Source organism: Bacteroidetes Order II. bacterium (genome assembly GCA_016788705.1).
In the GTDB taxonomy this organism is placed as follows: Bacteria; Bacteroidota; Rhodothermia; order Rhodothermales; family UBA2364; genus UBA2364.
In genome coordinates this window covers 18,693-40,438 of the sequence record JAEUSQ010000008.1, presented here as the reverse complement: position 1 = coordinate 40,438, position 21,746 = coordinate 18,693, and the positions used below count along the sequence as shown (strand labels likewise).

Below are 21,746 nucleotides of genomic sequence, written 5' to 3'. Positions count from 1 at the left end.
TTGGTTGTAAAGAAGAGGTTTGAATAAATTAAATAAAAAGATTGTTTTTGTCAAGCAGATAAAAATATTATTATAGAGAAATCATTTTTTAATCACTTTTGTCATAGTTGAATTTACTTTTATTCATAAAAAACAGATACTTATGATCTGATTACTTATGGTGTTATAGACATCGTTTTGAGTATGACCTTAGTGCAGTGATGAGGACTGCGAACCAATGCGAATAAGTTTTACGCCTGAGCGATCCGTTGCGGGGGAATCCATCGTATTTTCAGGCAGAGAGACGTTTGTTGCTTTTCACTATTCAGGTAGATCATGGGTCATAGGCAATTTTGGGGTTTGTTAGTCGGTTTACTTTTGTGCATGACGGTCGTGGTTCATGCACAAACAGGCCCGTATAATGATGGTATTCGGTTGTTCCAAAAAGGCCAATTTGGGCAAGCGGCTGTTAAGTTTGAGGAAGCGCTTCGGCAAAACCCCAAAAACAACGAAGCGTACCGGGCATTGGCTTTTTGTTACCTCCAGACCAAGAACAGCATTCGAGCAGAAGCCACCATCAAAAGAGGGTTACAAGTATTTCCGAATGATCTGAGGCTAAAATCTATGCAAGCAGATATTTGGCTACAGTCTGGTAGATTGATGGATGCCAAGACGGTTTTAGAGGAAATAGACACCGCAATGGAGAAAGGAGCGCGGGTGGAGGGCTTTGGTCGGGCGCAAATTCGGGCACAACTCGGCGCGATTGCCCAACGGTTTGGCGGTTTGGCGTATCAAGCCCAAAAAAAGGACGAAGCCCTGAACCAATTTAAACGGGCTGTGCAGTATTTGCCAGATTCGCTCTCGGCACGGCACAATCTAATTGTTTTGCATCTGGAAGAAGAAGCGTGGGAGGAAGCCTTGAATGTGGCCGAGGAAGCCTTGCGGAAATGGCCGAACAACGCCCAATTATTACAAATGAAGGGCAAGTGCTTGTTAGAACTTAGGCGTTTTAAGGAGTTAGAAGAAACGTGGAAAGTGGTTTATGACCGCAATTCTCGCGACTTGGATGTGGGGCTGATGTATGGGCAAATTTTACTGGCCAACCAAAAAAACAATGAGGCGCAAACGGTTTTTGATAAACTCTTGCGCGAAAATCCCAAAGAAAAGCGTCTCTACGACGCATTAGTGCAAATTAACGAGCAGAATTTTAATTATACCGCTGTTGTGGAACTCCTCCGGCGACAACGAAAATTCCTGCCTCAAGATGCAGCCATCGTCAAAAAACTGGCACAAACCCACGAGGTGACGCAGGAGTGGGACAAATCCCGTGCGTATTACGACACACTTGCTGTTATGACCGGCGAGGCAGGAAAGGTTAAACTGGCCATTGCTCGTACCTATGAACAACAAGACAGTTTGACGGTGGCTCTTGGAAAGTTGGAAGCCTTACGCGAGACTACGCCCAAAGACCGCGAGGTCTTAAACGCGCTTGGTGCTTTGCAACGCCGCATGAAGCGCTGGACAGAAGCCGCAACAACCTATTTCGCGCTCACCGCCGATTCTACCCAAGCAACAACGGCTTGGATGCGCTGGGGAGAAATGCAGGCACATCTCGGCGACCGGAATGCCGCAAAATCGGGATACGGAAAAGCCATTCAACGCCTTACTCAACACCCTTTGCCCTATATTGGCTTGGCAGAATTGACCCCAAAAGATGATCCTAAACAATGTGAATGGGCCGAAACAGGTTTGCGAAAAGCATTACGGGGCGTAAAGGCCCTACAAGAACAACAGGTCTCGCAGGTGCAAAACCGAAGTGTGGAAGAATCAGAGAACCGACAAAGTACCAAAGACGCCTTAGAAGAATATGACGCATTAGGCGGAAGGGCTTTTCAGTTTTTTACCGCCACTTGTCCGCGGCCTTCGGTGGAAAGTGTGATTTCCGATTTGCTTCAAACCTATCAAGGTTCTGGCAAATTGTTTTATTATGTGGGAACCCACTATCGGCGATTGGGCGAAATAGACCGGGCACGGATTTATTTTAATGAAGCGGCCAATTTTTCTCCGCAACTCACGGAAAACCAAGAAGCATTAGGAGCGTTGCTACAGGCAGAGGGTAACATTCCGTTGGCCATTTTATCTTACGAACGGATTGTGGCCATAAAACCAGCATATGCGCCAGCATATCGGGCATTGATAGACTTATATCGGTCTCAGGGACAACTTTCCGAACTCGCGGATAAGTGGATGGCTCGACACGAAGCCACGCCCATGAATGCGGTATTACGGGAATATTTGATTGAAGCCTTGCATAAGTCCGGACGCTTAGACGACGCCCGTAGAATCGCCGAAAAATCCCAGGCCGAGAACGTGAAAAATGAATCTTCCCGCCAATGAACCCAAAAAAATCCAAAGAAACCTCGCTCACCTTCTTCGTTTCTGCGCTTGCACTGGCCCTGTTTGTGGTGATGCGCACCTTAGATGCGCACCTTGTGGTCAAAGGCTACGGCATTGTGGCTTTTGAGTTTGCAGGAACGCCGGAGCATGCCCTCCACATCCTACGCGCTTGGGGCAGTTCTGGACAAGCAGCGGCTTACCAAAGCCTGTGGTGGGATTTTCTGTTTATGCTGGCGTATGGCGGGACATTGGTACTTTTGGTAAGAGGCGTAGCACGCCGGAATAAACGGATTCCGCAAACCCTCACTTGGTGGATGAAAGGTTTGGTGATTGGGGCAGTGGCTCTGGATGTAACAGAGAACATGGCCCTTCTGCAAGTGATGCAGGGCAATATAGAAGGTTGGGTGGTGGGTGCTTGGTGGAGTGCGGCCTTTAAATTTGGGGCTTTAGGCGTGATTTTCCTGTACCTCATATCCAGTTTTCGTCTAAAACGCAATAAAACCACCCTTTGAAATACGGGACTCGTTCTGAATCTTCCCTAAAAATATCCACAATCCACACCCCGAAAATCTATTATCTTCCCCGTGTACACCATCCATTATGCCTTGTTCATCCTTCCGGCGCGGTGGCCGCTGGAGGGTTTTTACTTGTTTAAACATCCATGCCAAAAGCTGCAAAAACCTCTGCCGGAAAAAAATACGTGGCCATCGCTGGCAATATTGGCGCCGGTAAAAGTTCCCTCACCCGCCTTTTGAGTAACCATTTTAAATGGGAAGCTTATTTCGAGCGAGTCGAAGACAATCCGTACTTAGCTGATTTTTATGCCGATATGCGGCGTTGGTCTTTTAATTTGCAAGTATTTTTCTTGTCCAGCCGCTTTAACCAGCAACAGGAAATTGAGAACTTGCCCCACTCGGTGGTACAAGATCGTTCCATATACGAAGATGCCGAAATTTTTGCCCGCAACCTCTACGAAATGGCCCTGATGTCGCAACGCGATTATGAGAACTATACCGAGTTATTTCAAATCATGACCTCATACCTAACACCGCCGGATTTGTTGGTCTATTTGCGGGCCTCGGTTCCCACGTTGGTGGAGCACATCCAGTCTCGCGGCAGGGAGTTTGAGAGCAATATCAGTATAGACTATCTGAAGCGATTAAATGAATTGTATGAAGACTGGGTGGAGCGTTATCATGTGGGGCCTAAGTTGATTATCAATGTGGATGATTTGGATTTTGTTAACCATGAAGAAGGACGCGCAGAAATCATTTCTCAGATTGAAGGGCGGCTTTATGGACTGTTTGCCGAATAGCGCCCCATACCCATGATGCAGTCATCCAATCCTTATTGGTCTTGGAACCACCATACGAAGACCCGATTTGGATGCCTCGTTGTTTTTTTGGGGGCATGGGTTCTGATGGCCCCCTTTGTTTTAAGTCAGACGCCCGCCGACTCCACCCGACGTGCTTCTGTGGATAGCCTGCGATTTGGATTTCGGATGCCCGTGTATGGCGTTGTTCTGGGGAACGAAATTCCAGCCCGAACATCACACCACCAAACCATCCGTTTGCTTACCGAAATGCCCGGTGGCTATACTTATGACTTGGGTGCGGATGGCTGGCCACATGGATGGTCTGTATTTGGGTTCTTGCCGCAACACACTGGCCTTCAGGTGGAAGGCACTTCTTTTCGAGATTTATTAAGTGGCGCTCCTCGGTTCGACCTTATACCGCTTGCTTGGTTGTCGCCCCTCCATTTCTCCCCCGAAGAAAATAGAGGGCTTCCGGGGGTCTCGTCTCGTTTTCGGTCATTCACCGAAAAGGCCACACCCACCGAAATGCGTTACAATACGGGCGGTGACGGCCTACAATCGGCCTCGGTATTACATGCCCAAAATCGGGTGGTTCAGTGGTTCAAAAGAACCGCCCGCACACAATTTTTGATGGGGGTGGCCTCCGATAAGGCCGAAAATGCCTTTACCAACGCCAAATCGGTGGGATCTGCACTTTTACTCAGGATTCGATACGAACGCCCCAACAATGCCTTTGAGGTCCGAAACCTGCATACCCGCCGCCGAGGCGAGGCTCATGCGGGTATATTGCCTTCCGGTAGCGACTTTGATACCATTTATGACACCCGAATTGGCCTGGTGCGCGATGCCGGAAGAAATCGGCAAACCAAGTGGAACGATTTTGCCATCGTTCATCGAAAAAAATATGTGCAACGTTGGACCGAGCCCTTGAGTACGACGGCCTTTTGGCAATACGAACAGTTTCGTTCTTATACCCAAACCTTGGCCGATACCCAAGAAGTTCGGTTACATCGCTATGGCTTTAGGTTAGAGCAACCTACTTCAAAAGGCCGGACTTGGGTCACCGAGTGGTCTGCACTACAGATAAAACCAACCACCGTGATTCCCGCCACACAGTGGTGGTGGCCAGAAGTAAAATTGGGAATTCGGGATTCTTTGTCTAAAGGCGGCTTCCGGTTAACATGGCATTCCGATATTCGCTGGACGAATGCGGGCTTTTTGCCCAATGCCACCTTTCGTATGGCGAAGGGACGGCTTTGGAGTTCGGCAGGCGCAGGATTAACATCCCGTTCCCCTTTTGCCTCCGTTGGCATTAATCATTTACTATTGGCCACCGGTGGTTTGGCACCTCACATTTCATTTGTGTGGCTACAGGCAGGCTGGAAGCAGGTACGACCGCATTGGCGGGTGGAAGCCTTGGGGTTTATGGGGTATTATGGGGAAAATACGCGCTTAGACTCCGACTTACGTATTTCCTTCCTTGCAGAAAACCGACAGACGTTGGGGGGAGCTTTTACGTTGGGCTGGCGAGAACGGGCAACACAAGGCTGGTTTGGCCAAATGCAAGCGCAGGTACAAACCTCCACCTCAAATCAGGCTGCCCCATTATTATCCGGTTTGGTTCGTTATGGTTTGCGGTTTTTGGGATTTGAACAAGACCTAATTGCCAAAACCTATCTACAAGTCCGTTATTATACAGCACATGAGGGCCTTGGATGGTCCAATCGGTTGGATCTTTGGGGTGTGGTACCAGAGGACTATCCTACTGTGCCCGCTGCTATTCTGGTGGATGTGGCCGCCGAAGCACAAGTCCGAGCAGCTACCCTACACCTTGCTGCCGAAAATTTGCTCGCGGGTTTTTCTTTTTTTCCCGGAACCTATCGTGTGCCCACCTTTCCACTACCCGCACGAGCATTACGGTTTTCTGTCTTTTGGCCATTGGACTAAACGCTCCTCAATGGTCGGTTGGCTAAAACGGGCTTGATGGAGACATAAAAAAAATCCCGACATAAAAAATATCGGGATAGGAACTGTAGCAAAGGAGGGCTTATGCGCCTACTTTGGATTGTAGGTAATCAATCGCTGCACCTACGGTGGCAATGCTTTCGGCATCTTCGTCCGTGATGGTGAGATTGAATTCTTTTTCAAACTCCATGATCAATTCAACGGTGTCGAGAGAGTCCGCGCCCAGATCGTTTGTGAAAGAGTGCGTCAGTTCAATGCTATCTTCGTCAACGCCCAATTTTTCAACAATAATGGATTTAACTTTGGCTTCGATATCCATGGATACAACCTCCGATAAGGTTTTTTGCTGTGTTGTAAAAGGTTTGTAGATCTGTTAAGTTAAGATACAGATCATGAAGAGTCAAATCTTGACACTGTTAAGCAGCCAGACGAAACCGCTTCTGGTAAAAAAAATGGAACTAAATTCATGTTTTATCAGCATCATAAGAAAAAGTGGTGCGTTTGCCATATCTAATTCATGGAGAATGCAGTCAAAATTTGGGGCTTTTTTTCCTAACTTTACTTTTTAGCGGCCTTTTTGCTGCTCTTGCAACCAACCAAATATTCTTGACAAGTTTTTATGGCGTATCTTTTTACCTCGGAGTCGGTTTCGGAAGGTCATCCGGACAAGGTGGCTGATCAAATCTCGGATGCTATTTTGGATGCCCTTTTGGAGCAAGACCCCAAAAGTCGTGTGGCAGTAGAAACCTTGGTGACAACCGGCTTGGTAGTATTGTCGGGCGAAGTAACCACCAATGCCTATGTGGATGTTCAAGAAATTGCCCGTCAGGTTATTCGGGAAATTGGATACACGGATCCTTTACTCCGTTTTGATGCCGAGTCTTGTGGGGTCATTTCTTCAATTCACGCCCAAAGCCCCGACATCGCGCAAGGCGTGGACGAAGGTGTCGGCTTGCATGAGGAGCAAGGTGCTGGCGACCAAGGCATGATGTTTGGCTTTGCTTGTACCGAGACGCCAGAATATATGCCCATGTCTATCCAGTTCTCTCATCGTCTGGTACAGGAACTGGCCCGAATCCGCAAGCAAACTCACTGGATGCCCTATTTGCGGCCAGATGCAAAAAGTCAGGTAACCATTGAATATACCGACGACCGTACCAAACCGCTGCGGGTACATACCATCGTATTATCCACCCAGCACGACGAAGAGGTATCACAAGAACAGATTACCGCAGACGTTCGCAAATATGTGATTCCGGCGGTCATTCCGGCGGAGATGTTAGACGACCAACTCGTTCTGCATGTAAATCCTACCGGACGGTTTGTGATTGGAGGTCCGCATGGTGATACAGGGTTGACTGGCCGAAAGATTATTGTAGATACTTATGGCGGATGGGGGGCACACGGTGGCGGCGCATTCTCTGGAAAAGACCCTTCTAAAGTGGATCGCTCCGCAGCCTATGCCGCTCGACACGTGGCCAAAAATTTGGTTGCGGCTGGCTTGGCAGAGCAGGCTTTGGTGCAAGTGGCCTATGCGATTGGTGTCGCAGACCCCGTTTCGGTGAATGTAAATGCATATGGAACAAGTACATATTCGGATGTGGTATTGGGTGAGTTAGTGGCCGAGGTATTTGACCTACGACCAAGTGCAATCATCCAACGGTTGGATTTGTTAAAGCCGGGATACCAACAAACGGCTGCATACGGACATTTTGGCCGAGAAATGTTTTCATGGGAACAACTAAATTATGTGGATGCGTTAAAAAATGCCGCCGCAAAACGCGCCTAAACCTCCTGAAATTAATTGTAACATTCTTTACCTAAATATAATTATCACAACGACATGGATCACAAAGAAGGCGCCTACAAAGTCCGCGACCTGAGTTTAGCCCCTCAGGGACGGTTGCGCATTGAATGGGCCGAAAGCCGTATGCCCGTCCTTATGAGCTTGCGCGAGAAATATGCCAAACTCAAACCCTTTGCCGGATATAAAATTACCGGATGTTTGCACGTTACCAAAGAAACGGCAGTTCTGATCGAAACCCTTGCGGCGTGTGGGGCCGAGGTCGCTTGGAGCGGATGTAATCCACTCTCGACCAATGACGAAGTGGCTGCAGCCCTTGCAGAAGCTGGTATTGAAATTTATGCTTGGCATGGGATGGATACCGAGGAGTTTTATTGGTGCATCGAACGCTCCATAGATAAACCACCCCACACCACATTAGACGATGGGGCAGACCTGATTTTTACGGTTCACCACAAATACCCGCACCTTGCAGACCACATCATTGGCGGGTCTGAAGAAACCACAACGGGTGTACACCGTCTGCGTGCTATGGCGGAAGACGGAAAGTTACTCTATCCCGTTTATGCCGTGAATGATGCCGAAACCAAGTGGGACTTTGATAACGTGTATGGAACCGGACAATCTACCTTAGATGGGATCCTGCGTGCTTCGAGTGTGATGCTGGCTGGTAAAAACTTTGTCGTTGCCGGATACGGTCATTGTGGACGTGGCGTAGCCATGCGTGCAAAAGGAATGGGGGCGAATGTGATTGTGACAGAAGTGAAGCCAACAGCGGCCTTAAAAGCCATCTTGGAAGGCCATCGGGTAATGACCATGGAAGAGGCCGCCAAAATTGGGGATATTTTTGTTACGGCAACGGGTATGCGAGACATCATTCGTGGCGAACACTTTCTCTCGATGAAAGAAGGGGCTATTGTGTCTAATACGGGGCACTATGACGTGGAATTAAACTTGGTGGAATTACGCGAACTGACCGTAGATGCCCGTACCATTCGGGACAATAATGTTGAATACACACTCGAAAATGGCCGAAAAGTCTATGTACTTGCCGATGGTCGTCTCGTTAACTTGGCCGCTGCCGAAGGACATCCTTCCGAGGTTATGGACATGAGTTTTGCCAACCAATTTATGGCCCACCTGAACCTGATTCAGGCCCATGAAAATGGCGGTGACCTTAGCCCCCGTGTTATTGACTTACCCGAAGAGTTGGATCAGGAAATAGCCCGGATTAAACTCGAAACGATGGGCCTCGAAATTGATAGCCTAACAGAAGAGCAAGTGGCTTATGCCACCGATTATGCTGCCGGAACCTGAGTAAAGCAAGAGCAACGATTTCCTGAAGCCACCTCTATCATACGGGGTGGCTTTTTTTATTTTCGGGAATAGCACCTCAAAAAGTACATGGTCTAAGTTCGGATATTGATTGCCGTTTGTGAATAACAGGTGATCACAAATATGTACTGAATTCCATATCGAAAAGCCTTGATCCCATCCTAAAGAATCCTTAACATTGAATTATACAGTGGTATTTGTTGGAAAAAACATCGTATTACCCCCTACCACTTCTTTCAAAGTAATCTCTATACCTTCATTAACTGTATTAAAGCTATCGTCATGAGGAAAAGAATTTTATCTCATATCAAATCTACCATCCTTTTTTGTATTTTCATCCCACTAAGTCTTGAGGCACAATCAAATAATTCCGAAGTTTTAATAAATCGTCGTGCAGGATGTATGGCGTAGGGTTACAGAGATCGCCAGCGGCTTTCTAAAGCCAAAGAACTTTTGGAGACGGATTTGAACCGAACATTCAGTCTTAAAACGCTTAAACGTTTTTAAAAAACTTGCGTGCCGATTCAAGCGCATCCGAACGAGGCCGAAAGGAAAATCAGACGAAGAGGTGTACGAAGTACGCCGCGAAATGCTCGAATTATTGGAAGAACCAAAGTGAAACCGACCAAATTGATCTCTTCTACGGCGATGAGAGCCAAGTTGCAACGTCTGGTTATGTACCATATGGCGGGGTTTTTAAAGATGAACAAGGTAGAAGTTCCGACACAGAAAGGCAAGTCGCTCGAAATCTGGGGCTTGCTCTCGCGCGACAATCGGCTGTTTTTTGACACGTGCGCATATGTTGTCATGTTCACCTAATCTTAATATTATAGAGCGGCTTTGGAAATAACTGAAAGCGCGGTGGCTAAGGCCAACAGACTATGCACAAACCGAACGCCTGTTCTTTGCCGTTTGGTCAGCACTCGCCGCTGTTGGGTCTGAGCTGACCATCAACTTCTTCAACCATAATAAAAATTAATTTCGTCCGTGTGCTTGTTAGATAACAAACATAGACTTATAGACATAAAATCATGACACACTTTTTATTATGCATATGGTTTTTGGCGCCGTTTATGGCGTGGGGGCAATCCAAACGCTACCATGTATGCAACTATTATGGCCACGAGGTGCGGGCAGAGGTCTTGGAAGGACGGTTTAGAATGGCCAAGGGCGTAAACCAGCGTGCGATAAGTTTGGTAACACGCATTCTTAACGCAAGTGGATTACAACAAAATTTTGAAATCTTCGCCGATAACACAGCCGACAATGCCTATGCCTTAATTGATACGAACAGCCACAAACGACTTATTGGTTATAATGAAGGTTTTATGTTGGATGTCGAAGCAGGAACACGGGGTGGATGGGCGGCGATGAGTATTTTTGCCCACGAAATAGGGCATCACCTGAGTGGTCACACCTTAGACTTTTTGGGGAGTCGGCCAGACAAAGAATTGGATGCGGATCGTTTTTCGGGTTTTATCTTATATAAATTAGGCGCCCAATTGGAGGAAGCACAGGAAGCCATAAGCTACATTGCAAGTGAGCAAGGATCAAATACACATCCACCCCGAAGCCAACGCCTCCAAGCCATCAGAGAAGGATTCTTCGATGCTGCACGGAAGTTCCCCCGTTCGGATAGCCCACAAGGTGTCCCGGAAGTGAAGAATCCTGAAACCCAATATAAATTTCGTAGCGGAATTGGGGAAAATTATCATTATATCGGCCCCTTGAAAAATGGAAAACCACATGGGCACGGAAAAGCAAGCTATGAGAATGGTTGGATGTTAACGTATGAAGGTGAATTTGTGGCAGGGCAAAGGGTGGGGCAGGCACGGGTCTTGTATCGAAACGGAGATCGGTACGAAGGAGCCTATCAAGACGACCTTCGCGGGGGCTATGGGACGTATTATTGGAAAAACGGTGACACCTATACCGGATACCATAAGAACAACAAATTCAACGGACAAGGCAAACGAACATGGAAGGCATCTGGTGATGTGGTAGAGGGCAATTTTTTAGATGATTCGATTCATGGAAAAGCCACATATCGTTGGGGAACTGGAGAGGTTTTTATGGGCGAATACCGTCAAGGGATTATAGAAGGTCGTGGCACAAAGAAACTTAAAAATGGGTCGGAGTATGACGGAGAATGGAAAAATGGCAAACGACATGGCTATGGAACTTATCGCTATGCCGATAGCACCTCATATGTAGGCTATTTTGAACACAATCTACGTCAGGGAGTAGGAACCCTCTACGATAAGTTTGGCCGCAAATTAGCATCTGGGCGTTGGGTACGGGATCGGTTGGTGCGCTAAGGCGCTTCTCAATCTACCATAATGGGTGTTTCAAAGGCTTCTGGCAAGGCAGCAACCACCACCAATCCTTTCGGTTCTGCGGGTTCGTCGGGGTCAAGGCTACGAAAAGACTCCAGCGCCTCTAATGCGCCTGCCAGCATTTTTTCCTGCATCATGCGTTGCCGGCAAAAGCTTGCATTACGGAAGCCTTTAAAATATCCGCCATACATGCGGCGCATTTCTAATACGCCTTTCGGCTCTCCCAGCCATTCGGCCTTAAGTTGCAAGTGCTCTTGAATCACCGAGAGGCGCTCGTCCCAAGAAGGCGGAGGGGGTAGGGTTCCGGTAGCCAGATAATGCTTGGCATCACGAAAAATCCATGGGTTTCCGATTGCACCGCGCCCTACCATCACGCCATCCACACCCGTTTCCTCAAACATCTGTTGGATGCGTTCGGGCGTTGTGGCATCACCATTTCCGATAAGCGGAATCCGCATCCCACTTTCTTCTTTGATGCGTTTTAACCATTCCCATCGGGCGGTTCCGGTGTACAGTTGGGCACGAGTACGCGCATGGATCGCAATGGCCTGCACCCCCAGCGATTCCAGCATCTGTACGACCTCCAAGACGTTGATGCTTTCATCATTCCAGCCGAGGCGTGTCTTGACCGTTACAGGCCGGGTGGCAGCAGCCAAAACTTGCTCTGTAATCTCCCGCATTTTGGGGATATTCCGCAGAATGCCCGCCCCACCGTCGTGACACACCACTTTTTTGACCGGACAGCCGTAATTGATGTCAATCAAATCAGGTGCGGCGTCATCCACCATTTTTGCAGCTTCACGCACTTGTTTCGGGTCGCCTCCGAAAAGTTGGATTCCCACGGGCCTTTCTTGCTCGTGAAACGCCAATTTCTGAACGGAACTCTTGGCATCATAGACCAAACCGCCCGAAGAAATGAACTCGGTATAGACCAGATCGGCCCCATATCGTTTGCAAATGACCCGAAAAGGCGGATCACTTACATCTTCCATCGGCGCGAGCATAATTGGGCGTTCGCCTAAGTCTATGTTTCCTATTTTCATGCGTATTTTTTGTTGCCCTAACGGGTTTATATGCCGTTCGGTTCCGTAAATTATTTTCGCACCATTGCAACCGTCCCTCCGGCGCCTGCGTAAGTGTCTTTCACATGCAAATTGCTGACCTTAAACCCCGATTAAAATGGAAATTCTGGTTCTTCTGGCAGACGGACAAAGTCTTTTTGGGCTTGCTAAAGAAGTCTTAATGGGTATTCTCGCCATTATCAACGGCATCTTGGCAATGATTGCGACCATCACCATTTGGAAAAGCTATCTATTAACAGGCTTTAAAATTGCCATGACGGCGTTGGTCGCGGTTCCAATTGTTGGCGTTTTGGTGTATTGGATCTGGGGCCGCAAAAAAGTGGCACAGAATAGTTAAACATCCACAATAAATTGAGACATCTAACCGTTTAAACTTCATCCTTATGAAAAATCGTTCTTTTACGTGGCAATATTGGGCCACCCCGCTTTTGGCTACCTTTACCATGCTTACCCTTACCGGATGTGCTATTGGTGGAAACTTAGGAGATGTTTGGTACAACGCCAAGTCTTTTAGTCCACTTGCCATCTTGGTTTTGGTGATAAACATCTATTTTATGGTCAAAATCTTTGAGAGCAACCGGGGTATGGGGTCCAAAATTCTGTGGTTTGTGGTTCTCTGGTTCTTGCCTGTGGTGGGTGCATTGGCCTACTACTTTTTTGCACACGAACCTACGCCTAAAAAGGCATAACGTTTGTAGTAAAGCGACGAAATTAACCTCCTCCTGATAAACCGGATGCGTGATTGGGCTATCATTCATCCGGTTTTTTTATGGATTAGAACCCCAGTCTTCCCGCCTCGGCCTGCATGCCCGTAATGACGTTGGCAATGTGTTGTTCCAGTTCAATTCCAAGTTCCAATGCCCCCAACCGAATGTCTTCGCGGCTAACGGCGGCGGCAAATGCCTTGTCTTTTAGCTTTTTTTTGACCGATTTGACCTCCATCCCGTTCAGTTTATCTGGGCGCATGTAGGCTATGGCTGTTATGAACCCGGCCAATTCGTCGCAGGCAAAGAGGGTTTGGGCCAAGTGCGAAGTACGCGGAACGCCCGAGTAGGTGGCATGTCCCAGAATAGCCTCGCGCACTTCGTTGGGATACCCCAATTCTTCTAATACCTTTACCCCCACAAATGGATGTTCTTCCTGGGATTTATGGCGTTCGTAATCCATGTCGTGAAGGAGTGCGGTGATGCGCCATAGGTTTTCATCTTCTCCGAATAGGCGGGCATAATATCCCACGGCAGCCTCTACGGCATAGGCATGTTTTCGGAGGCTCTCGCCTGTAGTCCAGGTATGAAAAAGGGTAAGGGCATCTTCGTAGGTTGGCATTGTATTTAGATTAAAGGGTTGTTTAGGAGAAAGATCGGAGTTTGTCTGGCGCCACAGCCGCCACCAAGGCACGTCCCAGTGCACGGGTGGGGTCTATGGTTTTTACGCCTTCCAGTTCGCGCTCCGGAATACCAATGGGCAATTCGGTGCAGCCCAGAATGACGGCCTCGGCTCCTTTTTGACGCAAATGACGAAGGGAAACCACCAAATTTTCCCGTGCCTGCGGATGAACCGGATTAGAAACCGCCTTAATCCCAAAGTGGGGATCATAAATGGCTGCTTCCACACCGTCCTGAATGGCATCGTCTGGCGGAATGAACGTAAGTCCGGCGCCAGCGAGGGCCTGTTCAAAAAGTTTATTGCGTTTGGTGGCCCAAGTGGAAATGGCCCCAACGTATTGAATCTCCGGAAACTGGGTTTGGATAAAGCGGATGGTTTCCTCGATGATGCTCAGCAGTTGCAGCGCATGGCCTTCTTCGGAGAGCCGATTTCTTAAAACCCCAAAAATGACCGGAACATGTGCGGTAATGCAAGGGATAGCCGCCACCGATGCACCCACTTCTTGCAGGTGCATCAAAACCTCCCACATAGGCTGTACCGGATTCGGCATGGTCTGGTCACGGATGTAGGTGGCGCGGTCGGGGATTCGATCTGAATACGAGAGCAAAGCCACAGACGGGTGGTCTTGGTCGCAGGTTGCAACCGTTTCTTCGATGATCTTATTGAATAAATCTGCTCCAGCAGCAGGTCCAAGCCCACCAAGGATACCGATGATTTTTTGTTCGTTCATGGAAGCTGAAAAAAGATATTTATTTTTTTTGGGTGAAGGAGCCGTCCGACGATCAAGTGAAATATTATTATGTGTTGCAACACAGGATTATCTGAGGCGTGGTAAAGGCGTTTCTTTTTGGATGCTAAGGTAAGAAAAAAAACATGGGCGATATTTTAGCCAAACGGATAAAACAACAAAAATTCAGTTCGCCCGAACAAGAGGCCCTGCTGAATCTATTAGTTGCTTCTGGGCATCTCCGGGCATTATTAGACAAAATCTATGCCCGTTATGGTTTGACGCATGGTCAGTATAATGTCTTGCGGATTTTACGTGGTGCTCATCCAAATGGATATCCTCGGTGCGACATCATCGAACGGATGTTGGAACCAGCCCCAGATGTGACCCGTTTGATAGACCGATTGGTGAAAGCCGGATTGGTACGACGAAAATCCTCTAAAGACGATAAGCGCTTCTCGCTTGCCGTCATCACCAGTGCCGGACTAAAATTGCTTGCCGAACTGGACCCGTTGATGGATGCGACGGATCAGTATATTGCACAATTGCTCACCAAAGAAGAATGTCTTCAGTTTTCAGGACTCTGTGAAAAAATATACGGATGGATGCTGGACACACCTTCCAACAACGATTTTGTTCCCCCTAACGTGCGCGTTTTGTTAGACGAATAGTTTTTTCGACTGCCTAACGCCCTTAATTTGAATATGAAATATGCATTTTTTAGCTATTTGTGGTAGCCTTCGTGCCCACAGTTTTAACCGTTCATTGCTCCGGTATGCCGAGGAAGTGGTGCTGCATCAAGGCTGGTCCTTAGATTGGTGTGATCTTGGTGGGTTGCCCCTTTATAGCGAAGATTTGGAGGCTACAGGGCTTCCGGAGTCGGTATTGCGGTATAAGGCACAGTTCGAGCGGGCGGATGCGCTGCTGATTGCAACTCCTGAATACAACCATAGTATTTCGGCAGCCCTGAAAAATGCCATCGAATGGGCTACCCGAAAAGGCAATAATTTGGATGGTAAGCCAGTAGCAGTGATGGGAACATCCGGCGGATTTGCAGGAACGGCTCGCGCACAAGCGCACCTCAACCAAATATTAGTGCATGTGGGCGCGCATCCGCTACCTCGTCCGGTCATCCAACTTTCCTTTGCCAAACAACATTTTGATGTGGGAGGCCGCCTGATTAATGAACAAACCCGTTCATTGATTGAAAAGCAAGTGAGTGCATTGGGCGCATGGGCCACCCGCCTGAACCCGGTCTCTGTCGTATGAGTGAAATTTTAGCCCGGCGCATTAAACAACGCCATTTTCGAACCCCCGCACATGAATCTATCATAAATATCTTTGTGACTGCCTCTCATTTACGGCGGCGATTCGATCAGCAGTGCGGAAAGTTTGGAATTACCTTTCGGCAGTACAATATTCTACGCATTCTACGGGGGCAATATCCAAATGGCTATGCCCGAAATGAGATCATGGAACGTATGCTGGAGCCAGCAGCAGATGTTACCCGCATCTTAGACCGATTGGAGGCAGATGGGCTAGTGCAACGCAAAACTGCCGAAGAGGATCGTCGGGTATCGTTGGCTTATGCTACCGAGAAGTCATTGAAGGTATTGGACTTGTTGGAAGAAGACATTGCTTTGATTGAGCTTGAAGTGATGAATGCCATCGGGGTAAGTGGATGTGCAAAACTTTCGCAGCTATGCGAGGAGTTGTATTGGGTAGAAAACAACGCACCTTGTGCTAGGTAAATCCACTTAAACAGCCTGCGCCGATGGTCTGTTATCGGCTCTCTGATCGGTTCCTTATTTGTAAAGCCAATAAAATCTGGGATTGGGGGTTAGTCTTACGGTTGGGGTGGGTAATTTGATAACAAAGGCAATGTCAGCAAAACGTTTCGCAAACTTTGTTTTTAAAGGAATCAGGTGACGTACATCCACATCTAAGGCGAAATACCATTCGGGAACGTGCTCGTCCGGGTTTTCCTTTCTTGCTTTCGGGATGTTTTCTGCCCCATACCCCAAGGCCAGCCCAAACCAGCGTGGCAGTTTAGAAACAGGGCCATGCTTAACCCAATATTGAGGTCTTATAATCACCCACTGCGTTTCGCCCTCATAGTCTTTGAGAAAATTTCCCCCATAGCGAAGAAGAAAAGATTTGCTTAATTTCGGATCGTATTGTGGTGAAGGATGGTAAGAAATTTTAAAGTCCAGTCCTTTAGTTTTGTCTGGTTCGGCTATTTTAAGCCCGCCAATTGCCCCGCCCGTAAAATTGAACATCAAGTCCCAAGGCGAGGCTCCCCATTCTTCCGATATCCCATCCAAAAGTTCCAACTGGCTATTCCCCATTCCCCCAGCCAATGCCGCCACCCATCCGGCTTTTCGCCGAGGGAGGTTTAGGTCCTCTACAAGATAGGTTCCAATAATGGTTGCAATAGACTTCGAGGTGAGGAAATGCCCCAGTTTGTCCATATGCGCCCAGTTCCCCCAGTCATTGTGCCAATGAAATCCTGTAAGCGGGTAATCTGCATACCATAGTTGCCAAAGCAAGGCCAGTATCCCAATATCTGCCCCCATTGTGAGGGCCGCCCGTCGTCTAAAAGCAGGGTTTTGCCATAGGGGTGTATTGTCGGGAGACCATGCCTGTACTGCGGTTAATGACGTTTTTTTAGACAAAAGTGCTGTTCGTAAGTCCGGAATGATCGGAATGGGTGCCTCTTGTTCGGTAGAATCCGTAGGCGCATCTTTAGGTAAAGCGCTGAGCCCAGTCGGAATATCCCCAACATGAGTGGTATCCGACTGTGCGTGCCCGATGATGGGGCCAAAAAGGATGAGAACAAAAATGAATGAACGCATGGAAAATGGCCTCAAGAGACAAAAGTGATTACCGACGCGGCTTTTTTTTCCACAAGAGTGCCCCTTGCGCACCGACATACCCACTCAGCGCTCCCAAAAGCAGCGCAAAGAGTAAGGTGATTGCTGGAAATCCGAACGGTGGTAAATTCCCCAAAATACCAGACATCATCAAAAACATTTTTTGCATGGCACTGGGCGCTATCATATAATTCCAAATCATCAGACCGAGCCAACTAAGGGCCATTGCCGCTGCGCCCAATCGGCCACCACCACGTCCTTGCCAGAATCCACCCACCAACGAGACAAATGGGGCATACATCCAGCCCAAAGACAAGTGAACAGCCAACGAGGCAAGGGCAGTGATGGTAAGTTTCATAAAGGTAATGGTTAGGCTTGTTGGTATTTCTTGGCAAATCGGGTAATGCGTACCACTGCTTCTTGTATTTTTTCCATAGAGGTAGCATAAGAACACCGCACAAACCCGGCCCCACTTGGGCCGAACGCATCTCCCGGTACACAAGCCACTTGCTCTTCCATCAACAATTTCTGTACAAAATCTTCGGAGCTAAGTCCTGTGGAGGTGATGTCTGGAAAACAATAAAAAGCCCCTTCTGGCTCAAAGGTTGGCAATCCGGCGGCTCGAAGACCATCTACAATATGCCTACGCCGGGCATCATAGGCGGTGCGCATCCGTGCTACATCATCCTCGCAGTATTTGAGTGCGGCAACGGCTCCCACTTGTGCCATGGTAGGCGCGCTCATAATCATGTATTGATGGATTTTGTACATGGCGTTCGAGATGGGCTTGGGGGCGCAAACGTAGCCCAATCGCCAACCCGTCATGGCATAATTTTTGGAAAAACCACCAAGTAAAACCGTTCTTTCCCAAAGTCCGGGTTGTGCAGCCATACAAATATGACCTGTTTTAGCGGTTTCGCCATAGATCAGACGGCTATAAATTTCGTCTGAGATGAGTATCAAGTCATTACGGATGATAAACTCGGCTATTTCATTCACGTTTTGTTGCGTCAGGACAGCACCCGTCGGGTTGTTCGGATAGCCTAAGAACACCACTTTGGTTTTTGGGGTAAGCCTTGCCTCCAAATCTGCAGCCGTTACCTGAAATTGATGTTCCACCGAGGTGGGGACATATACCACTTTTGCACCTGCAAAAACGGCAGAAGGGCCATAAGACACAAAGCAGGGTTCTGGGATGAGTATTTCATCGCCCGGATTAAGTAGGGCCATCATCGCCAATACCATCGCTTCACTACCGCCGACCGTCATGATGATTTCGGACGCGGGATCGTATTGCACATTATACAGGTCTTTTAGTTGGGTGGCCAGTAATTCGCGTAGTTCCATAATGCCAGAATTGGCGGTATAACTGGTCATGCCTTTGTTGACCAAAGAATCTACGGCGGCATCAATCACAGGCTTGGGGGAGACAAAATCGGGTTCACCGATACCCAGCGAGATAACATCTTTCATGGTGGCAGCGATCTCGAAGAACCGTCGGATGCCACTGGGTGGAATGCTTCTGCCACGTTCAGACAATCGGCTTTCCAAATCTATTGTAGTTGCTTGCATGGTATTTAGGTTAAAGAGGCGCAATGAAAATCCAATATACGACGGCCTAAACCATTACCGGAAGAGCTGAGGATTAAAAGTGTTACAAAAGAGGTTATCCGCCTTGAACAAATTCTGTAAATGAAGCCAGTTCTAAAGGGGGTAATTTATCGGTCAAACGGAGGCTTTCTATGGCCATATTGATGATCTGACCCAATGTACTTAGGAATTTTTCGAAATGCGTTCTTTGGATTTCGATGGACATGTCTCGGTATCCTGCTGCACTAATGCGTTCATTAAACGCTTCTACAGCCCACGTGATGGCCGAGTGGCGCCCGATTTTGAATTGATAAGCCGCATCTGGGATAGATTCTATGCGCAGGTTTTTATTGACCACCAAGGTTTTTCCAGAACGGTTGCGACGAACCGACTCGATCGGCTCGAAAGGGCCATTCAACTTAAGGCGATGGGGTTGTATGTTTTTGTAAAACTGATGCAGGCCAGATAAGGTTTTCCCCAAATCTACCATCCCCCAAAAATCGGGGAGGAAAGGAATACGCGGAACATCCCATTGTAAATTAACGGCATAATGACTTCGGTACTCTGGATGAAAGAGCACAGCATATGCATAATGAAAAATGGCCCACTTGTGAATGTCTGGATCATTATAAAAAACCTGAAAAAGGGCCAATGCTTCGTCGGTAATGTTTTCCTCTTGGGTACCTGTTTCGTCATATATATAGAATGGCAATAAATATTGCCCTTCACCCCAAGTACCGATCAACTTGCGGGTCTGCCAAACGGTGAAGGGTTCTTCCAAGCCACTGCTAATCACCAACGCACGGTTTGCGGTTTCGGAGGGTACATCCGGAAATGCCCGAAGTATGTCATAGGTGGCCTGTGCTCCTATCCAGCAATACGCTTCGGCAAAGGGGCGGGGAAAGTAGCGTCGAATGCCGTCGTACCCAGAACCCGGCAATAGGTTGTCATGGACGGCAGCCCGCACATCCGACGCCTCTATGCCGGAAATGAGTGCACGGCGTTTTGCTGAGAGTGCCATGGTACGTTGCCGGAAAATACCGGATTCATCCACGCCTTCATGGACCACGGGGATAAAAAGTTCATACTCCGGACGAATGCCTTTCGTAGGCCACACTTCCGGAGAACTGGGCCGGATCTCCTCCCAATCCACCCCACGGAAATGAGGCAATTCTTCTAAGTATCGGAGGGTCGTCCCTTGATCCCAATGTTCTGGAGAGCCTTTGTAATACAAATGTGCAGGTGTATCTTCCTCCTTGGTGCGGTCCATTACCAAGAAAGCCATACACATTTCTTGGTCTCCGTCCCAACCCATATCACCAATTTCAAAGACGTAGATTGCCGTAAATTCCTCGATGAGTTTACGGCGCAAGGTGGCATAACGACTCCGATGGAAGAAGGCAACAGGCATGAAAAAAGCCATTACCCCTTGGTCATCCAAGCGGTCCGAGGCCCAGCGCAAAGCCCTCACCCAGCCTTCTGCCTCTTCTTCCGGAAGTGCATAGGTTTGTTCTATCCGTGATAGCAAGCCCTTGAGTGCCGCATGGCCTCGTGCATTTTCTTCGAACTTTACTACCCCCGGTGGGCTACCCAAAATGACGTGCATAGGCCGTGACCTTTGTAATTGGGTTCGCTCAATGTTTTCTGGATTAAACAGCGCCATCTGACGATTCGTCCCCAATCCAAACGTATCTACCAAACACATTCCAGGGAATGCCGCTGCTTCTTCAGCCAATTCCTGGTATTCCTGCTCAATATTTAACGCCGCCAAGTAATAGGGCAATAACCGACGCTCGTTCCCATGAAGGTCTTCTCGAAACTTGTATTCTAAGACTTCGGGAGACAGATGGCGAATTAGTTGTACCATGTAGGCACCTGTCCGCATAAACGGATTTAGCACCTGAACACCAGGTGTGCTGAGGGTGTGTCCAAAATACGTCTGAAGCAATTCATCGGTGCTTCGGATCACAAAAGCTTGTAGGGTGTCGGGGGTGTCTGCCGGCTGAGGCGTTTCATCGGTACGACCAGAAAGAAAATTCCGATAGACACTTTCCAAAAAACCATGTCCCCATTTGCGGGACAACGCACGATAGGTTCCGGTGATGGCTTGGTAAAAAGCCTCTAACTCTACGTTCCACTTTTCGCGCTGGAGGGCAAAGGAGGGAATTAGGTGCAACACTTCTTCCATCTCTTGGGCCACTGCATTCCGCTCCGCAAAACGCTCGGTTCCGAATAAAAGATTAAACAGCGGGGCCGATAAGAGGTGTTGTACCAGCAGTAAATCCACATCTTTGTATGAAAAACCTGCATAAAGCACTTCCTTACAAATTTGGATCAATTGCTTATAGCGCAGTACAAATGCAGGGCTTTGACTCCGTTGTACCCGCATGATGGTTGTAAAGTGTCGGGTTGCTTTCCGTATTTTCGGCGCAAACGTCAGTACCAAATCATCCCAACTTTTAGCAAGTGGGGGTGTCAGTCCAAAGAATGCAACCACAACCGCATGTAGGCCAGATGCTTCGCGTAGGTCTTCTTGGGCCACTACTTGGCTATTCTGAACCAAAATTGCCTGTTCCGGACTTTGGAAAAGCGCATTTTGCACCTCTCCTCGCGATAAAACATCCGTTACAATAAGGTGAAGCCCGGCTTCGCTGTCGCAGACATACACCATTCCTACGGGTAACCGAAAGCGATTCAGGACAGCCAAGTGTTGCTGCGCATCGTCCATTCCCACCAGCCAACTGTATCCCAACTCTCGGCAACAGCGTTCCAAAATCTGGCGAAAGGCTGTGCGTATGCCAAATAGACGCTCTTCTTCCGAAGGCGCTTCTTTCTGGAGACAGGCCAGATATTGACGCACTGGCTGGTGCGAGGGTTTTAAGGAAACTTCAGGCATTCGGAACATCGCATTTGGGGAAAGCAAGCTAAGTTTTTTCTGCTCGTTTTGTTGATGAATT

The 21,746-nt window shown here is 48.2% G+C and carries 21 protein-coding genes; 13 read left to right on the top strand and 8 right to left on the bottom strand.

The window, feature by feature from the left end; translation table 11 throughout:
• The first annotated feature begins 315 nt into the window (after positions 1-315).
• From JNN12_01530 to JNN12_01515, 4 genes are all read left to right on the top strand, one after another.
• A complete protein-coding gene (locus JNN12_01530; GenBank protein ID MBL7976992.1) occupies positions 316-2,376 on the top strand; it encodes a tetratricopeptide repeat protein in 2,061 nt (686 codons plus the stop codon).
• Positions 2,373-2,888 (top strand): hypothetical protein, encoded by a 516-nt coding sequence (locus tag JNN12_01525; protein ID MBL7976991.1) that lies wholly within the window; start codon positions 2,373-2,375, stop codon positions 2,886-2,888. The genes JNN12_01530 and JNN12_01525 overlap by 4 nt, the downstream gene beginning before the upstream one ends.
• 149 nt (positions 2,889-3,037) lie before the next feature.
• The gene (locus JNN12_01520; GenBank protein ID MBL7976990.1) at positions 3,038-3,691 is read left to right on the top strand and encodes a deoxynucleoside kinase; all 654 of its coding nucleotides are present in this window, start codon (positions 3,038-3,040) and stop codon (positions 3,689-3,691) included.
• 12 nt (positions 3,692-3,703) lie between these two features.
• Positions 3,704-5,638 (top strand): hypothetical protein, encoded by a 1,935-nt coding sequence (locus JNN12_01515; GenBank protein MBL7976989.1) that lies wholly within the window; start codon positions 3,704-3,706, stop codon positions 5,636-5,638.
• Positions 5,639-5,738: 100 nt separating this feature from the next.
• Here JNN12_01515 and JNN12_01510 read toward each other — a convergent pair whose 3' ends face one another.
• Positions 5,739-5,975, bottom strand: coding sequence for an acyl carrier protein (locus JNN12_01510; GenBank protein MBL7976988.1), 237 nt, complete (start codon positions 5,973-5,975; stop codon positions 5,739-5,741).
• 300 nt (positions 5,976-6,275) lie between these two features.
• Here JNN12_01510 and JNN12_01505 point away from each other — a divergent pair, with 300 nt between their 5' ends.
• From JNN12_01505 to JNN12_01490, 4 genes are all read left to right on the top strand, one after another.
• Entirely contained in the window at positions 6,276-7,445 is a 1,170-nt protein-coding gene (locus JNN12_01505; protein ID MBL7976987.1) for a methionine adenosyltransferase, read from the top strand.
• Between the two features lie 54 nt (positions 7,446-7,499).
• The gene (locus JNN12_01500; GenBank protein MBL7976986.1) at positions 7,500-8,777 is read left to right on the top strand and encodes an adenosylhomocysteinase; all 1,278 of its coding nucleotides are present in this window, start codon (positions 7,500-7,502) and stop codon (positions 8,775-8,777) included.
• Between the two features lie 633 nt (positions 8,778-9,410).
• Positions 9,411-9,614, top strand: coding sequence for a hypothetical protein (locus JNN12_01495; GenBank protein ID MBL7976985.1), 204 nt, complete (start codon positions 9,411-9,413; stop codon positions 9,612-9,614).
• Positions 9,615-9,826: 212 nt separating this feature from the next.
• Positions 9,827-11,113 (top strand): hypothetical protein, encoded by a 1,287-nt coding sequence (locus JNN12_01490; GenBank protein ID MBL7976984.1) that lies wholly within the window; start codon positions 9,827-9,829, stop codon positions 11,111-11,113.
• 8 nt (positions 11,114-11,121) lie between these two features.
• On the opposite strand, the gene dusB is transcribed toward JNN12_01490, so the two are convergent.
• Complete coding sequence (gene dusB, locus JNN12_01485) at positions 11,122-12,174, bottom strand: tRNA dihydrouridine synthase DusB (protein ID MBL7976983.1); 1,053 nt, start codon at positions 12,172-12,174, stop codon at positions 11,122-11,124.
• A 136-nt stretch (positions 12,175-12,310) separates the two neighbouring features.
• Here dusB and JNN12_01480 point away from each other — a divergent pair, with 136 nt between their 5' ends.
• Complete coding sequence (locus JNN12_01480) at positions 12,311-12,550, top strand: hypothetical protein (GenBank protein ID MBL7976982.1); 240 nt, start codon at positions 12,311-12,313, stop codon at positions 12,548-12,550.
• Positions 12,551-12,596: 46 nt separating this feature from the next.
• Positions 12,597-12,902, top strand: a complete 306-nt coding sequence (locus JNN12_01475; GenBank protein MBL7976981.1) for a PLDc N-terminal domain-containing protein — start codon at positions 12,597-12,599, stop codon at positions 12,900-12,902.
• A gap of 85 nt (positions 12,903-12,987) precedes the next feature.
• Here JNN12_01475 and JNN12_01470 read toward each other — a convergent pair whose 3' ends face one another.
• The gene (locus tag JNN12_01470; GenBank protein MBL7976980.1) at positions 12,988-13,539 is read right to left on the bottom strand and encodes an HDIG domain-containing protein; all 552 of its coding nucleotides are present in this window, start codon (positions 13,537-13,539) and stop codon (positions 12,988-12,990) included.
• Between the two features lie 22 nt (positions 13,540-13,561).
• A complete protein-coding gene (locus tag JNN12_01465) occupies positions 13,562-14,329 on the bottom strand; it encodes an aspartate/glutamate racemase family protein (GenBank protein ID MBL7976979.1) in 768 nt (255 codons plus the stop codon).
• A gap of 143 nt (positions 14,330-14,472) precedes the next feature.
• Between JNN12_01465 and JNN12_01460 the strand changes: the two genes are divergently transcribed.
• The 3 genes from JNN12_01460 to JNN12_01450 are packed head-to-tail and all read left to right on the top strand — an operon-like array spanning position 14,473 to position 16,077.
• A complete protein-coding gene (locus JNN12_01460; protein MBL7976978.1) occupies positions 14,473-14,997 on the top strand; it encodes a MarR family transcriptional regulator in 525 nt (174 codons plus the stop codon).
• 40 nt (positions 14,998-15,037) lie between these two features.
• Positions 15,038-15,595: an NAD(P)H-dependent oxidoreductase gene (locus JNN12_01455; GenBank protein MBL7976977.1), complete on the top strand. Its 558-nt coding sequence runs from the start codon at positions 15,038-15,040 to the stop codon at positions 15,593-15,595.
• Positions 15,592-16,077, top strand: a complete 486-nt coding sequence (locus JNN12_01450) for a MarR family transcriptional regulator (GenBank protein MBL7976976.1) — start codon at positions 15,592-15,594, stop codon at positions 16,075-16,077. Before JNN12_01455 ends, JNN12_01450 begins: the two co-directional genes overlap by 4 nt.
• Positions 16,078-16,131: 54 nt before the next feature.
• Here JNN12_01450 and JNN12_01445 read toward each other — a convergent pair whose 3' ends face one another.
• The 4 genes from JNN12_01445 to JNN12_01430 form a co-directional block, all read right to left on the bottom strand.
• Positions 16,132-17,181, bottom strand: a complete 1,050-nt coding sequence (locus tag JNN12_01445; GenBank protein ID MBL7976975.1) for a hypothetical protein — start codon at positions 17,179-17,181, stop codon at positions 16,132-16,134.
• A gap of 28 nt (positions 17,182-17,209) precedes the next feature.
• Complete coding sequence (locus JNN12_01440) at positions 17,210-17,557, bottom strand: hypothetical protein (GenBank protein MBL7976974.1); 348 nt, start codon at positions 17,555-17,557, stop codon at positions 17,210-17,212.
• 11 nt (positions 17,558-17,568) lie between these two features.
• Entirely contained in the window at positions 17,569-18,771 is a 1,203-nt protein-coding gene (locus JNN12_01435) for an aminotransferase class I/II-fold pyridoxal phosphate-dependent enzyme (GenBank protein ID MBL7976973.1), read from the bottom strand.
• A 94-nt stretch (positions 18,772-18,865) separates the two neighbouring features.
• On the bottom strand, positions 18,866-21,685 hold the full coding sequence (locus JNN12_01430; protein ID MBL7976972.1) for a hypothetical protein: 2,820 nt from the start codon (positions 21,683-21,685) through the stop codon (positions 18,866-18,868).
• Positions 21,686-21,746 lie beyond the last annotated feature (61 nt).